Raw genomic sequence first — 15,090 nt, 5'->3', positions numbered from 1 at the left:
GGCGCCCGTCCCGTCTGCGGGGGCGGCGGGGTGGGGTGACAGCGGGCTTGCTGCTAGGCTGGCGAACAGCCGTTCGAACCGATCGGAGTGACATGATCGCCTCCCTGCACGGGACCGTCCTGACCCTCAGCCTCACCGACGCCGTCGTGGAGTGCGCGGGCGTGGGCTACCGGGTCCTCGCCACCCCGGCCACCCTGGCCTCGCTACGGGTGGGGGAGGAGACCCAGCTGCACACCGAGCTCATTGTGCGGGAGGACTCCCAGACCCTCTACGGCTTCTCCGAGGCCGACGAGCGTGACGCCTTCCGCGTGCTCCTGACCGCCAAGGGCGTGGGGGCCAAGCTGGCCCTGGCCATGCTCGCCGTCCACACCCCCGACGCCCTGCGCCGCGCCATCGCCAGCCAGGACGTGGCGGCCCTCACCCGGGTGCCGGGCCTGGGCCCCAAGGGCGCCCAGCGCGTCATTATCGACGTCGGCGACCGCCTCGGTCCGGCCACCGGCCCTGCCCCTGCCCGCAGCGAGGAGCCCGCGGCGCCCCCGCCTGCAGGGGCCAACGCCGACGTCGTGGCCGCCCTGGTCCAGCTGGGCTGGAACGAGGCCACCGCCACCCAGGCCGTGGCCGCCGTCGAGGCCGCCTACCAGGAGGAGCCGTCCGCCCAGGAGCCCTCTGTCCCCGAGCTGCTGCGCGCCTCCCTGAGGTGGCTCGGCGGGGGACGCCGTGGCTGAGGACGCCCGCCTCATGGGCGGGGCGGCGGACGCCACCGAGCGGGCCGCCGAGGCCGCGCTGCGCCCCAGGCGCCTGGAGGACTTCACCGGCCAGGAGGTCGTGCGCACCCAGCTCTCCGTGGTCCTGCGCGCGGCCCTGGCCCGGGGCGCCACACCCGACCACGTCCTGCTCTCCGGACCGCCCGGGCTGGGCAAGACCACCCTGGCCATGATTATCGCCGCCGAGGTCGGGGGCAGCCTGCGCCTGACCTCCGGGCCGGCGGTCCAGCACGCCGGGGACCTGGCCGCCATCCTGTCCTCCCTGGAGGAGGGCGACGTCCTCTTTATCGACGAGATCCACCGCCTGGCCCGCACCGCCGAGGAGATGCTCTACCTGGCCATGGAGGACTACCGGGTGGACGTGGTGGTGGGCAAGGGCCCCGGGGCCACCTCCATCCCCCTGGCGCTGCCGCCCTTCACCGTGGTGGGGGCCACCACCCGGGCCGGGCTGCTGCCCGCGCCCCTGCGGGACCGCTTCGGCTTCACCGGGCACCTGGACTACTACGACCCGGCGGAGCTGGCCCGTATCCTGGCCCGCAGCGCCGGGCTGCTGGGGGTGAGCCTGGACGCCGACGCGGCCGCCGAGCTCGCCAGCCGCTCGCGGGGCACGCCGCGCATTGCCAACCGCCTGCTGCGCCGGGTCCAGGACTGGGCCGAGGTCCACGGCACCCCCGGGCGCCTGGACCTTCAGGCCGCCCGCGGCGCCTTGGAGGTCTTCGAGGTGGACGCCCTGGGGCTGGACCGTCTCGACCGGCAGGTCCTTACCGCCCTGTGCTCACGGTTCGGCGGCGGGCCTGTGGGTTTGACCACGCTGGCGGTCAGCGTGGGGGAGGAGCCGGAGACCGTGGAGACCGTGGCCGAGCCCTACCTGGTGCGTGAGGGCCTGGTGGTCCGTACCCCCCGGGGCCGGGCGGCGACCCCGGCCGCCTACGCCCACCTGGGGCTGGCGGTCCCGGCCGAGGGTGTGCTCTTCACCTGAGCCCGGGCCGGTCGGTACGGGCGGGCGGTGGGTGACGGAGGTTTTTCCTGTGGGCCAGCACGATGGCTAGACTCTGGGGGGACTGTCCGACCCCGGCCCGCTGACCACGATAGGAACCGTTTCAATGACGCTCATGACCCTTGCCATCATGATCCTCGCCATGTGGGGGATGTCCGTGCTCCTCAGGCGGCAGCAGCGCAAGGCGCAGGCGGAGCAGGAGCGTCGTACCGAGGAGGCCCTGGTACCGGGCAACTGGGTGCGTACCGTGGGCGGCTTCTACGGCACCGTGGTCGAGGTCGACGGCGACGTGGTCACCCTGGCCACCCCGCTGGGCGACGAGTCCCTGTGGAACAGGCGCTCTATCGCCGGCGCCGAGGAGCCGCCCTTCGCCGTCACCGACTCCCAGGACGACCAGGTCCCGGACAGCACGGAGCCTGACACCGCCGCCCCGGACGCCGCGGATGCCGCGGACGCTGCCGCCACTGCTGCCGGGCAGGCCGCCACGGACGCCGCGGAGGCCGCCACCGCCGAGCAGGAGAACCACGACCGCTGACCCCTGCCCGAGGCCAGTACCCTCACTCCCTTAACCGCTACCGCCCGATGTCGACGAGGACCCGGGCCACTTCAGGAAAGAGACCTTGTGGCCACTCCACAGACCAAGCACCCAGGACGCAGGCTCCTGACGATATTCCTCCTACTCGCCCTGGGCTACGGCGCCCTCGTCGCCGGCTCCGTGACGGGCCGGGCCTCCCTGACCCCGGGACTGGCCCTGGACCTGGAGGGAGGGACCCAGATCATCCTGACGCCCACCACCTCCGACGGCTCGGAGATCACGGACCAGGACGTCGACCAGGCTATTGAGATCATCCGCCAGCGCGTGGACGCCTCCGGCGTGGCCGAGGCCCAGATCTCCCGCCAGGGCGGCCAGAACATCGTCGTCTCCCTGCCGGGGACCCCGAGCCAGGAGACCCTGGAGCTCGTACGCACCTCCGCGGTCCTGTACTTCCGTCCCGTCATCCGCATCCTGCGCGGCTCGGCCTCCGCCATCGCCCAGGCCCGTAACCAGGCCGCGGCCAAGGCGGCGGCCTCCGCCAGCCCCGAGGCGAGCGCGGAGCCCAGCACTGAGCCGACCACCCCGGCACCTGACGCCGAGTCCACCGAGCCGGCCGAGCCCGCTGATGAGCCCACCACCCCGGCCACCGTCACCCCCGAGCAGGTGGCCACCTCCCTGGCGGACGTCAACAAGGACGGCACGATCTCCTCCGACCCCCTGCCCTCCACCAGCGAGGACAACTCCTCGGACTCCTGGATCACCGAGCAGATGATCTACGACGCGGCCATGACGGACTGCACCGCCGAGCAGAACCTCACCGGCTCCACCCAGGACCCCGCCAAGGCCGTCATCTCCTGCGCCAAGGACGGGTCGGGCACGGTCTACCTCCTGGGCCCGGCCGACATCGCGGGCACGAACATCGCCAACGCCACCTCGGGCCTGGAGACCACGAGCCAGGGGAGCACCACCAACAAGTGGGTGGTCAGCCTGGAGTTCGACTCCGAGGGCACCAGCCAGTTCGCCGCCGTCTCCAAGCGGCTCCTGGCCTACCGCGACGCCGCCGGCGCCAAGAGCTCCTCCGGCCAGGCCAACCCGCAGGCCCAGGTCAACCAGCAGAAGGCCGAGTTCGCCATCGTCCTGGACGGCCTGACCATTATGGCCTCCGGCTTCTCCCCGGACGTCAAGAGCCCCATTACCAACGGACGGGTGCAGATCTCCGGCAGCTTCACCCAGGCCCAGGCCCGTACCCTGGCCAACCAGCTCTCCTTCGGCTCCCTGCCGCTGAGCTTCACCGTCCAGTCCGAGCAGCAGATCTCGGCCACCCTGGGGACCGAGCAGCTGAGCAACGGTCTCATTGCCGGAATGGTCGGCTTCCTGCTCATTATCCTCTACCTGGCCTGGCAGTACCGGGGGCTGTCGGTCGTGGCGGTGGCCTCCCTGGTCATAGCCGCCGCCGCGACCTACCTGGTGATCGCGGCCCTGTCCTGGTCCATGGGGTACCGCCTGTCCCTGGCCGGGGTGGCCGGACTCATTATCTCCATCGGTATCACGGTGGACTCCTTCATTATCTACTTCGAGCGGGTCCGTGACGAGGTCCGTCACGGCCGTACCCTGGTGGCCGCCGTGGACGAGGGCTGGCGTCACGCCCGGCAGACCATCGTGGTCTCCGACGCCGTCAACCTGGTGGCCGCCGTGGTCCTCTACTTCCTGGCGGTCGGCGGGGTGCAGGGATTCGCCTTCACCCTGGGGGTGACCACCATCGTGGACCTGGGGGTCATTATCCTGTTCACCCATCCCATGATGGTGTGGATCCTGCGCTTCCGCTTCTTCGGCGAGGGCCACCGGCTCTCGGGCCTGGACCCCGAGCACCTGGGTGCCCGCAGCCTGGCCGCCTACGGCCGGGGACGCCAGAGGGTCGTCGAGACCTCCATGGCCTCCCTGGCCCGTCGCAAGGCCTCCCGCGGCCGCGACGCCGAGCCGCAGGACGACGTCGACCAGGAGGCCGGGGACGCCCCGGACCAGGACGCCACGAGCGGAAAGGACGGTGAGACGAGGTGAAGTCCCTCGCCGTGCTCGGTAACGAGCTCTACTCCGGAAGGGCCTCCATCCCCTTCGTGCCCAGGCGGCGCCTGTGGTACTGCGTCGCGGGGGCGGCCATCGTGGTCTCCGTGCTGCTGGTGGGGCTGGTCGGCCTCAACCCGGGCATCGACTTCAAGGGCGGCTCGGAGGTGACCGTCACCGGCGTCGCGAACCCCACCGAGGGCCCGGCCAACGACGTCCTCAAGGAGCAGGGCCTGTCCGACGGCGCCTCGGTGACCACCATGGGCTCCTCCTCGGTGCGGGTGCAGACCACCGAGCTGGACAAGACCCACCTGGAGACCCTCAGCGCCGAGCTGGGCAAGGCCTACGGGGTGGACGGCGCGGACGTCTCGGCCACGACCATCGGCCCGACCTGGTCCTCGGACGTCACCGCCAAGGCGCTGCGCGGCCTGGTCATCTTCTTCCTCCTGGTGGGCGCCCTCATCTGGGCCTACTTCAGGACCTGGAAGATGGCGGTGGCGGCCCTGGCGGCCCTGGTCCACGACATTATTATGACGGTGGGCATCTACGCCCTGAGCGGTTTCGAGGTCACACCGGCCACCATTATCGGGGTGCTCACGATCCTGGGGTACTCCCTGTACGACACGGTCGTGGTCTTCGACAAGATCCGGGAGAACACCGCCAACTACGAGTCCCAGACCCGTTCGACCTACGCCGAGCTGGCCAACCTCGCCGTCAACCAGACCTTTGTCCGCTCGGTCAACACCTCGGTGGTCGGCGTCCTGCCCGTGGCCAGCCTGCTCTTCGTGGGCGCCTTCATCCTGGGCGCCGGCACGCTGCGCGACATCGCCCTGACCCTGTTCATCGGCATGATCGCCGGGACGCTGTCCTCCATCTTCCTGGCCACCCCCATGCTCGTCGACCTGCGCAGCCGGGAGAAGGGGGTACGGGAGCAGGCCAGGCGCGTGGCCGAGACCCGGCAGGACCGCCTGGAGGAGGCCGGGGACGACGAGGAGGCGCGCGCCGCCGTCCTGGCCGCCCCCGCGGCCGCCCCCAGCACACCCGGGCACCACCTCGGCCAGGGAGCCCAGCCCAGGAGAAGGAGGAGGCGCTCATGAGCCCGCAGTCCTCACCCAGTATCCCCGCGGGCCTGACCGAGCTGGTCCTGGACCACCTGCGGGAGATCCCGGACTTCCCTGAGCCCGGGGTCCTCTTTCGCGACATCACCCCGCTGCTGGCTGACGGCCGGGCCTTCGCCGCCCTCATCGACGGCCTCGCCGCCCACTACAGGGGGCGTGTTGACGCCGTGGCCGGGCTGGAGTCACGCGGCTTCGTCCTGGCCGCCCCCCTGGCCGTGAACCTGGGGATCGGCATGCTCACCGTGCGCAAGGGCGGCAAGCTCCCCGGCCCGGTCATCGGCATGGACTACGCCCTGGAGTACGGCACGGCGCGTATGGAGCTGCGCCCGGACTCGGTGGTGGGGGGCAGCCGTGTCCTGGTGATCGACGACGTCCTGGCCACCGGGGGCACCGCCGCGGCCTCGGTGGCCCTCATTGAGCAGGCCGGTGGGCGGGTGGAGTCCGTCTGCATGCTCATGGAGCTCAGCGGTCTGGGCGGCCGGGACAGGCTCAGGGGGCGCGAGGTGGAGTCCGTCGTCATCTTCTGAGCGGCGCCCCGGGTGCCGGGGACGGCGCCCGGCGCGGGCCCCGTGGGGACGTGCCCGGGCGCCACCGGCCCTGCCCTGCACCCCCCGGGAGGTGGGTCGGCCACGGCGCCGGTACAATACAGGGATGACGGAGACGAAGACCCTTCCGGAGACCGGTGGCGACGCCGTCGTCCCCGGTTCGCGGGTTCGTAGCCGCCTGGCCTGGTTCGGCTCCCGAGGGCACTCCACACCGCCTGCTATCGAGCCGCTCCTGCGGGCGCTGCGGGCCAACCACCCCAAGGCCGACACCAGCCTCATTGTGCGCGCCTACGAGGTGGCCAGCAAGGCGCACACGGGGCAGTTCCGCAAGTCCGGGGAGCCCTACATCACCCACCCGGTCGCCGTGGCCACCATCTTGGCCGAGCTGGGCATGACCTCCCAGACCTTGGCGGCCGCCCTCCTGCACGACACCGTGGAGGACACCGACTACACCCTGGAGGACCTGCGGGCCGACTTCGGTGACGAGATCACCCTCCTGGTGGACGGGGTCACCAAGCTCGACAAGCTCCAGTACGGGGACGCGGCCCAGGCCGAGACGGTGCGCAAGATGATCGTGGCCATGTCCAAGGACATCCGCGTGCTGCTCATTAAGCTGAGCGACCGTCTCCACAACGCCCGCACCTGGAAGTACGTCCCGGCCGAGAACGCCGCCCGCAAGGCCAAGGAGACCCTGGAGATCTACGCCCCCCTGGCCCACCGCCTGGGCATGAACACCATTAAGTGGGAGCTGGAGGACCGCTCCTTCAAGGCCCTCTACCCCGGTGTCTACGACACGATCGAGCACATGGTGGCCGAGCGCTCCCCGGCACGCGAGGAGTACCTGCGCCAGGTACGGCTCCAGATCGAGGAGGAGCTGCGCACCAACAAGATCAAGGGCATGGTCACCGGGCGCCCCAAGCACTACTACTCGATCTACCAGAAGATGATCGTGCGGGGGAAGGACTTCGCCGACATCTACGACCTCGTGGCGGTGAGGGTCATTGTGGACACCGTCCAGGACTGCTACGCCGTGCTCGGCGCGCTCCACTCGCGCTGGACCCCTATGTCGGGCCGTTTCAAGGACTATATCGCGGTACCCAAGTTCAACCTCTACCAGTCCCTCCACACCACCGTGGTGGGACCGGGCGGCAACCCGGTGGAGATCCAGATACGCACCCACGAGATGCACCGTATGGCCGAGTACGGGGTGGCCGCCCACTGGAAGTACAAGGAGGACCCCAACGCCACCGGCCCCTCCCCGCTGCCAGGGGCCTTGGGGGAGTCCTCCGGGGCCGAGATGGGCTGGCTGCGCCAGCTCGTGGACTGGCAGAAGGAGACCCAGGACCCGGCCGACTTCCTGGACTCCCTGCGTTTTGAGATGTCCGGTGGCCAGGTCTACGTCTTTACCCCCAAGGGCGACGTCATGGCCCTGCCGGAGGGGTCGACGCCGGTGGACTTCGCCTACGCGGTCCACACCGAGGTAGGCCACCGCACCATGGGCGCACGGGTCAACGGCCGCCTGGTGCCCCTGGACACCCGCCTGGAGAACGGTGACTCCGTGGAGGTCTTCACCTCCAAGGCCCAGGGGGCGGGCCCCAGCCGGGACTGGCTGTCCTTCGTCCGCTCCACCCGGGCCCGCAACAAGATCCGGGCGTGGTTCTCCAAGGAGCGCCGTGAGGAGGCCATCGAGGAGGGCCGGGGCGCGATCGCGCGGGCCATGCGCAAGCAGAACCTGCCCATTCAGCGCCTCATGAGCCACGAGTCCCTCATGGACGTGGCCAAGACCCTGGACAAGTCCGACATCGACGGCCTCTACGCCGCCGTCGGGCAGGGCCACGTCTCCGCCCAGCACGTGGTGGACACCCTGGTGTCCGCCATGGGCGGGGAGGCGGGTGCCGAGGAGACCCTGGCGGAGGCGGTCCTGCCCACCAAGACCGCACCGGGCCACCGACGCACCACCGCCGAGACCGGCGTCGTGGTGGAGGGCATGGAGGCGGGGGACGTCTACGTCAAGCTCGCGCGCTGCTGCACCCCCATGCCCGGGGACCCCATTATCGGCTTTATCACCCGCGGCTCGGGTATTAGCGTCCACCGTTCCGACTGCCAGAACGTCGAGCAGCTCGCCAACGAGCCCGAGCGCCTGGTCAATGTCTCCTGGGCCTCCCACGCCGCCGTGGCCTACCTGGTCCAGCTGGAGGTCGAGGCCCTGGACCGGGGCGGCCTGCTGGCCGACGTGACGCGCGCCCTGGCGGACAACCACGTCAACCTCGTGAGCGCCAGGGTCTCCACCGGGCGCGACCGGGTCATGACCGGGCGCTTCGTGGTGGAGCTGGCGGCCGCCAGCCACCTGGACGACACGCTGGCCGCCCTGCGCAAGATCGACGGCGTCTACGAGGCACGGCGCTGCGCGGCCTCGGTGAGGCGTCCGCGCGAGACCGCCCAGGGCGCCTGAGCGGCCACCCCGGGTGGGGCGGCCGGGGCCTCCGGCCCGGGGGCGCAGGACCTCAGCCCAGGTTCCAGACGCTCTCAATGAGCTCCCGGGCCCGGGCGGTACCCCGGCTGGAGTCGCCGTGGCAGTGGCTCAGGGCCAGGTACATCTCCCACCGGGGCGTGTCGGCCCTGCGCGCCGCCAGCACGGCGGTGACCGCCGTGGCGGGCGGGGCCAGGCGGGCGGCGTCGACGGCGGTGCGTGCCAGGGTGCAGCACCTGACCCCCTCGATGGTCGTCAGGTCCGAGCTGCGGAACGAGCGGCGTGGGGAGCCCGGGCCCCAGGAGCCACGCGGGTAGCGGGGCAGGCCCCCGGTGCCGTCCAGGACGGCCAGCCACGGGGGCCTGAGGCCGGTGTGGACCCACAGCGCCGTCGCCTCGCTCAGGACGGGCACGCCCGGCAGGCCCTGGGCGGCCACCCGTGCCCGCTGCCCGGGGGTGGCGACGGTGTCCGCCGGGTAGCGCCGCCCCAGGACCGCGATGAACAGCCTGGCGTCCAGGTGCTCACAGCGCAGCAGACAGGTCTCGCGTGTGGAGGGAGGCTGCAGGATCGGCTCAGGACCGGGAGCTGACAGCAACTCGTCAATAGTTGACGACCTGGTAGAACTTCTTTTGACCATGTTCCATTATGGACCATAGTAGCCTGTGGTGCAGCCGGATCGGGGCCGGAGACAGACGTGGACGCCGCCACCCTAGGGTGGCGGCGTCCACGGGGCGGCTGCCCCGCCCTCCCAGCGTGCCTCAGGCCCGGGCGGAGCGCAGGACCTGGTCGAGCCAGGCGCGGCGGGCCGTCAGGGCGGCCTCGGCCTCGGCGACCTTCTTGGTGTCCCCGGCGGCCTGCGCGGCCGCGAGGTCCTTCTCCAGGCTGGCGATGGAGTCCTGGAGCTGGCCGGCCAGGCCCTCGGCGCGGGCCTTGGTCTCGGGGTCGGTGCGGCGCCACTCGGCGTTCTCCGCCTCGCGGATGGCGTCCTCGACGGCACGCATGCGGCCCTCGATACGGCGCACGGCCCCGCGCGGCACGCGCCCGGCCTCCTCCCAGGCGTCCTGGATAGGACGCAGGGCCCGCTTGGCGGCCTTGACGTTCCTGACCGGCAGGAGCGCCTCGGCCTTGGCCACCAGGGCCTCCTTGACCCGCAGGTTCTCGGCGAACTCGGCGTCGGTGGCCTCGTCCTTGGCCCGGCGGGCGTCGTAGAAGACCTGCTGGGCGGCCCGGAAGCGGGCCCACAGGGCGTCGTCCTCCTTGCGCGAGGCGCGTCCGGCCTTCTTCCACTCCTCCATGAGGCCGCGGTAGGCCGCGGACGTGCCCGCCCAGTCCGTGGAGTGCTGGAGCTCCTCGGCCCGCCTGATGAGGGCCTCCTTGGCGGCCTTGACCTGGGCCTGCTTGGCGTCGAGCTCGCTGAAGAACTGGCGGCGGTGGCGGTCGAAGGTGGTGCGGGCGTGGCTGAAGCGCTTCCACAGGGCGTCCTCGGTGGGGCGGTCCAGGCGCGGTCCGCGGCGCTGGGCGCTCTTCCACGTCTCCAGGAGCTCGCGCAGCTCGGCCCCGGAGTTCTTCCACTGGGTGCGGGCGGGGTCCTGGGCGCTAATGGCCTCGGCGCGCTCCACGATCGCGGTGCGCTCCTTGAGGGCCTGCTCCTTGGCGGCGGCCCTCTCGGCGGCCACGGCCTCACGGCGCTCGGCGGCCACGGCCTTGAGGGCGTGGAAGCGGGCGCGCAGGCCGTCCAGGTCACCCACGGCGGCCGGGGCCACCAGGGACTCCTCAATGGTCTTGAGCGTGGAGTCGATCTCACGCACGGAGAGCTGGGGCAGGCGGGTGGCGAAGAGGACCACCGTGGACTTCAGGTCCAGGTAGCGGCGGACGTAGAAGGCCATGGCCTCGGCAATGGGGGCGTCGGCGAACTGGCCGACCTCCCGCTCGGTGCCGCCGTCCTGGACGTAGACGCGCCCCTCACCGTCCACGCGGCCCCACTTGGCGGCGTCCATCGCCTCCTGTGGGTCGATGGGGGTGGCAGGGGCGGAGGCCTTGGCCTGCCCGTCCTTGGGGCTGTCGGCCGGGCCGGTGGCCTGGTCCGGGGTGGCCTGGTCCGAGGTAGCAGGTGCCTGGGCGGTCTCGTCGGCGTCGGTGGCAGGCACCTGGGCGGCGGTGGCCTGGGTGTCACCGGGGGTCTCGGCGTCGCTGGCTGGCAGGCTGTCAGCCGGCGCCTTAGTGGTGTCGGTGGGCTGGGGTGTGGGGGTCTGGGGGCTTGCCTCGGAGGAGGTCTCAGTGCTCACGGTGCTCTCCGTGTTCTCAAGGGTGGTGGCGGAGCCGGGCTCCGTCTGGGACGTGGCGGTGGGATCGAGCCCGGTCTCGGGCTGCGTCTGCTCGGTCACGTAATGCTCCTTCATGGTTGACGGGGTGGAGGCGGCGGGACCCGCCCCGCTTCCGTTCACGCCCGGCGGTGCCGGGTGGTCGGGGTGGCGTCGTCGTGGGAGACGACAGGGGGAGTCTATGCGCTTCGCGTCCTGTCGTGACAGGGACTCGCGCACCGGACGCGGGCGGCGTCCCGGGGCCGCGCCCCTAGAGGAGCTGGCACGGGGCGAAGACCCTCCGGTAGACGCTCTCGGTGTCCTCCTGGCCGGCTCTCAGCGTCGCGGCCGCCAGGCCGTCCCTGAGCAGGGTCACGTGGTGGCAGATCCGGTCCAGGAACCCCAGGACGTGGCTGGAGACCAGGACCGCGCTGCCGCGTCCGGCGGCCTGGGTGACCCAGGTGGACAGGGCGAGCGTGGTCTCCACGTCCAGGTCGTTGGTGGGCTCGTCCAGGACGATGACGGGCGGGTCCCCCAGGAAGGCCGCCGCCAGGTAGACCCGTCTGGCCTGGCCCCGGGAGAGCGAGTCGAGCCGACGCCGGACCAGGGCGCCGCAGCCGTAGGCCTGGAGGTGGGCCCGCAGGTCCTGGGCGTCCAGGTCCAGGCCGCGCATGCAGGAGTCCAGGACGCACAGGTCGAGCGCGCTCAGACGGGCCAGGTCGGGGACGTCCTGGGGCAGGTAGCCCAGGAGGTGGGCGGGGACGCGCCCGCCCGTGGCGGCGCCCTGCGCCGTGCGGACGCGGACGGTGCCGCCCTGCGGCCTGCTCACCCCTGCCAGTAGGTTGAACAGGGTGCTCTTGCCCGCGCCGTTGGGGCCGACGACGCCGGCGACCTGTCCGGCCTCCACCACCAGGTCCAGCGGGCCGACCCCGCCGCCACCGCGGTAGCGCATGGTCAGGCCACGGATCTCAAGCACGGCGGGCACCTCCTGAGCGGTGCATCCTGACCAGGACGGTCAGCGCCAGCAGGATCGTCAGCGGCGCCAGCAGGCACAGGACCATGACCTCGACGTCGATCAGCAGCGGCAGGCGGCGGCCACGCAGGTGACGGGTGGTCAGCAGGCCCAGGCTGAGGTGGCTCAGGACCACGACCACCAGGACCCCGACGACGTCGAGCACCCCCGCGGGGTGTCCCGCCCGGCTCCAGGCCCCTGCCAGCAGGGCGGCGGCCGCGCCCGCCCCGGCCGCCGGCAGGGACAGGGCCGCCCCCGCCCGGGCCACCTCGGTGGGATCCAGGGCGTAGCGGGTGGCCAGGAGCCGGTAGGCGGGGTCGGTCTGGTAGCGGGCCAGCGTGGAGAAGAACGCCGCGGCAGGCAGGAGGCCCACCACGTAGCAGGCCGTGGCGGTCGGGACGCCGGCCCCGGCCAGGGCGGCCCCGGCTAGGGGGCACGCGATAACCGGGACCGCCAGCTCCGGCACCCCCACCGTGCGACGCAGGAGCAGGCGGGTCGCCCCCACCCGGCTGCGGGGGAGGCGCCCACCCCGGCCCAGGGCCGCGTACCAGGCCGGCTGGGGGCGGATCCTACGCGCCTGCCTGACCGTGACGGCCGCACCGGGTGCGGGAGGCGGGGCGCAGGGCGCGGCACGGCGGGCGGCCCGGTACGGGAACGGCAGGAGCCTGCCCGTCCTCCTCCTGGTGAGCCACGCGGCCCCGATGACGGCGGTCAGGACGTACTGGGCCAGCAGCGCCGTGGCCGCCAGGGTGGTGGACGGCCTGGCGGCAAGGACCCGGGGGACCAGGAGCGCGGCGCACAGGTGGACCGGGCTGGTTCCCACCAGGAGCAGGACCAGCAGCGTCGGCGTCCCGACGCCCCGGGAGCGCAGGTAGGCGCGTGCCGGTGCGGGCAGGTCCCAGCTGAAGGCCTGTACCGCCCCGGCCGCCGTGGAGGCGGACAGGACGAGCAGGCCGCCCCCCAGGGCAGTCCCGTGCAGCTCCAGGGGGGAGGAGCCGTAGACGGTCATGAGGGCGGCGGCCCCCAGGAGTGCAGCGGTCGCCAGGGTGCACCGCCCGCCCAGCGCACCCAGGCGCGCCCCCAGGACCACCGTGTCAGGGTGCGGACGCAGCAAGGACATCCTCCTCACCAGGTGGTGGCCCGACCTCACGGCCGGGCCACCACTATCCAGTCCGGTCAGTACGCAGGTGGGGTAGGCCACAAAATAGGCCAGAAGAGCCACCAGAACATGGTGGTACCGCCTTTCTCATGAGATGGGTCCAGTGGGTGATACTGGCAGCTCAGAGTCTAGGGACGCCACGTTCCTGCGTCAAGCATTTTAAGATACTTATCAATAGTACGTGAGATTGTTTGCAGCGGTTATTGTGTATACCTCGGCTCGTGGACAACAGGGCACTTCGTGGACGGCTCCCGAGGGGCCACCGACCCGGGTCCCGGCCGGTGGGCGGTCAGCGAGCCCGCCACCCTGTGGGTGCACCGGCGGGTCCCGGTGGCGGACCTTCCCGGAAGGGCGGTGCAGGAGACGGTACCGGCGGGGCTGCTAGCATGGTCGTGACCGCCTGAGCTCCTGCCCCGCTCCTGAACCGCCCCCAGGATCCGCAAGGAGTACCCGTGCCCGCGATCACCCTGACCGACATCAGCTTCTCCTTCACCGCCGAGCCCCTGCTCGCCGGTATCACCCTCACCGTCGCCGACGGCGAGCGGGCCTGCCTGGTGGGCCCCAACGGCTGCGGCAAGACCACCTTGCTGCGCCTGGTCGCCGGCGACCTCACCCCCGACTCCGGCACCGTCAAGGCCCCGCCGCTCCGGGGAGTCCCCGACGTGCCGGACCCGTCCGGGAGCGTCGGCGACTACCTCGACGCCGCCACCGCGCCCCTGCGCTCCCTGGCCGCCCGCTTCGAGGCCGCCGCCACCGCCCTGGCCACCCGCCCCGACAGCCCCCTGGCCCGCGACTACGACGGGCTCCTGGCCGCCGCCACCGCCGCCGAGGTGTGGGACCTGGAGGCCCGTACCGGGCAGACGCTCGCGGGCCTGGGGCTCGGGGCCCTGGCCGGGGATCCTGGGCGCACTCGCCTTCTGGCCACGCTCTCACCGGGCCAGCGCGGCCGCCTCGCCCTGGCCGCCACCCTGCTCACCCGCCCCATCGCCCTGGTCCTGGACGAGCCCACCAACCACCTGGACGACCAGGCTGTCGCCTACCTGGCCGCCACCCTGCGCGGCTGGCAGGGCCCCGTCCTGCTGGCCAGCCACGACCGCGCCTTCATTGACGACGTCGCCACCTGTGTCCTGGACCTGGACACCGCCCCCTGGCAGGCGCTCCTGACCGCCTCCGGGGGCGGGAGCCTGCCCGGCGTCCAACGCTGCGCCGGCACCTACACCGACTACCTGGAGGCCAAGGCCCGCGCCCGCGCCTCCCACGAGCGCGTCCACGCCTCCCAGCAGGAGGACAAGCGCGCCCTGGCCCGCCACCGCCGCGAGTCCGAGACCGTCGGCCACTACGGCACCGCACACCACCACGGCGAGCGCACCGAGGTCAGGATGGCCAGGAAGTTCTACGCGGACCGCGCCGCCTCGACCTCGACGCGGCGTCAGCGTAACGACGACCGTCGGCTCGCCGCCCTGGCCGCCGTCGAGGTCCGCCGACCCCGCTCCTACCGCCTAAGCCTGGATCTGCCGCAGGTCCCCGCCCACGGCGGCCTGGCGGTCCTGGCCCGCGAGGCTCACGTCCCAGGGCGCCTGGCCCCGGTCACCCTCGACCTGGGTGCCGGAGAGCACCTGCTGGTCACCGGCCCCAACGGCTGCGGCAAGACCACCCTGCTGCGCTGGGCGGCCACCGGGGCGCCGCCCACCGCCGACTCCACCGGGGCGCTGAGCGTCTCCGGGCGCATCGCCGTCGTCCCCCAGCGCCTGCCGCGCCCCGGCGACCCCGGCCTGGGGGAGGAGACGTGGGGGTCGGGCATAGGCGAGGTCGGGGCCGGCGTCCTGCACCCCGCCTACTGGTCCCGGCGGGTGGGGGACCTTTCCGCGGGCAACCAGCGCCGTGTCCAGCTCGCCGTGGCGGCCGCGGCCGCCCCCGAGATCCTCATTATTGACGAGCCCACCAACTACCTGGACCTGGACACCATGGAGGCGCTGGAGGCGGCGTTGGCCGCCTGGGGCGGCACCCTGCTCGTGGCCAGCCACGACCGCTGGCTCATTGACCACTGGGCGGGGCGTCGCCTGGTCCTCAGTCCCTGAGGGCCAGCTGGCACGTTATTGTGGCAGGTACAGGCGGCCGTGCCCGGCCCC

At 72.3% G+C, this 15,090-nt stretch carries 12 protein-coding genes; 8 read left to right on the top strand and 4 right to left on the bottom strand.

Annotated features, from left to right (window positions below; translation table 11 throughout):
- Window positions 1-92 precede the first annotated feature (92 nt).
- The 7 genes from ruvA (at window position 93) to JJJ15_RS01510 (ending at window position 8,472) form a co-directional block, all read left to right on the top strand.
- Window positions 93-725 carry a Holliday junction branch migration protein RuvA gene (gene ruvA, locus JJJ15_RS01540; RefSeq protein WP_200511212.1) on the top strand — a complete coding sequence of 211 codons (633 nt, stop codon included), beginning with the start codon at window positions 93-95 and terminating at the stop codon, window positions 723-725.
- A gap of 13 nt (window positions 726-738) precedes the next feature.
- Complete coding sequence (gene ruvB, locus JJJ15_RS01535) at window positions 739-1,743, top strand: Holliday junction branch migration DNA helicase RuvB (protein WP_200511875.1); 1,005 nt, start codon at window positions 739-741, stop codon at window positions 1,741-1,743.
- Between the two features lie 124 nt (window positions 1,744-1,867).
- Entirely contained in the window at window positions 1,868-2,296 is a 429-nt protein-coding gene (locus tag JJJ15_RS01530; RefSeq protein ID WP_200511211.1) for a preprotein translocase subunit YajC, read from the top strand.
- Between the two features lie 87 nt (window positions 2,297-2,383).
- A complete protein-coding gene (secD, locus tag JJJ15_RS01525) occupies window positions 2,384-4,354 on the top strand; it encodes a protein translocase subunit SecD (RefSeq protein WP_200511210.1) in 1,971 nt (656 codons plus the stop codon).
- Window positions 4,351-5,454 (top strand): protein translocase subunit SecF, encoded by a 1,104-nt coding sequence (gene secF / locus JJJ15_RS01520; RefSeq protein WP_200511209.1) that lies wholly within the window; start codon window positions 4,351-4,353, stop codon window positions 5,452-5,454. Before secD ends, secF begins: the two co-directional genes overlap by 4 nt.
- A complete protein-coding gene (locus tag JJJ15_RS01515; RefSeq protein ID WP_106109221.1) occupies window positions 5,451-6,002 on the top strand; it encodes an adenine phosphoribosyltransferase in 552 nt (183 codons plus the stop codon). The genes secF and JJJ15_RS01515 overlap by 4 nt, the downstream gene beginning before the upstream one ends.
- A 124-nt stretch (window positions 6,003-6,126) precedes the next feature.
- Window positions 6,127-8,472 carry a bifunctional (p)ppGpp synthetase/guanosine-3',5'-bis(diphosphate) 3'-pyrophosphohydrolase gene (locus tag JJJ15_RS01510; protein WP_200511208.1) on the top strand — a complete coding sequence of 782 codons (2,346 nt, stop codon included), beginning with the start codon at window positions 6,127-6,129 and terminating at the stop codon, window positions 8,470-8,472.
- A gap of 52 nt (window positions 8,473-8,524) precedes the next feature.
- On the opposite strand, the gene JJJ15_RS01505 is transcribed toward JJJ15_RS01510, so the two are convergent.
- The 4 genes from JJJ15_RS01505 to JJJ15_RS01490 all read right to left on the bottom strand — a co-directional run bounded on the left by JJJ15_RS01505 (window position 8,525) and on the right by JJJ15_RS01490 (window position 12,922).
- Window positions 8,525-9,085: a hypothetical protein gene (locus JJJ15_RS01505; protein ID WP_200511207.1), complete on the bottom strand. Its 561-nt coding sequence runs from the start codon at window positions 9,083-9,085 to the stop codon at window positions 8,525-8,527.
- A 163-nt stretch (window positions 9,086-9,248) separates the two neighbouring features.
- Entirely contained in the window at window positions 9,249-10,889 is a 1,641-nt protein-coding gene (locus tag JJJ15_RS01500) for a DUF349 domain-containing protein (protein ID WP_200511206.1), read from the bottom strand.
- A gap of 172 nt (window positions 10,890-11,061) precedes the next feature.
- The gene (locus JJJ15_RS01495; protein ID WP_200511205.1) at window positions 11,062-11,766 is read right to left on the bottom strand and encodes an ABC transporter ATP-binding protein; all 705 of its coding nucleotides are present in this window, start codon (window positions 11,764-11,766) and stop codon (window positions 11,062-11,064) included.
- Window positions 11,759-12,922, bottom strand: coding sequence for a hypothetical protein (locus JJJ15_RS01490; RefSeq protein WP_200511204.1), 1,164 nt, complete (start codon window positions 12,920-12,922; stop codon window positions 11,759-11,761). The genes JJJ15_RS01495 and JJJ15_RS01490 overlap by 8 nt, the downstream gene beginning before the upstream one ends.
- A gap of 491 nt (window positions 12,923-13,413) precedes the next feature.
- Between JJJ15_RS01490 and JJJ15_RS01485 the strand changes: the two genes are divergently transcribed.
- Window positions 13,414-15,039 (top strand): ATP-binding cassette domain-containing protein, encoded by a 1,626-nt coding sequence (locus tag JJJ15_RS01485; RefSeq protein WP_200511203.1) that lies wholly within the window; start codon window positions 13,414-13,416, stop codon window positions 15,037-15,039.
- The last annotated feature ends 51 nt before the right edge of the window (window positions 15,040-15,090 follow it).

Origin of the sequence: Actinomyces sp. HMT897 (assembly GCF_016626125.1) — a bacterium.
Lineage (GTDB): Bacteria > Actinomycetota > Actinomycetes > Actinomycetales > Actinomycetaceae > Actinomyces.
The sequence above is the reverse complement of the archived record's forward strand: the minus strand, read 5'-3'. Positions and strand labels throughout refer to the sequence as shown.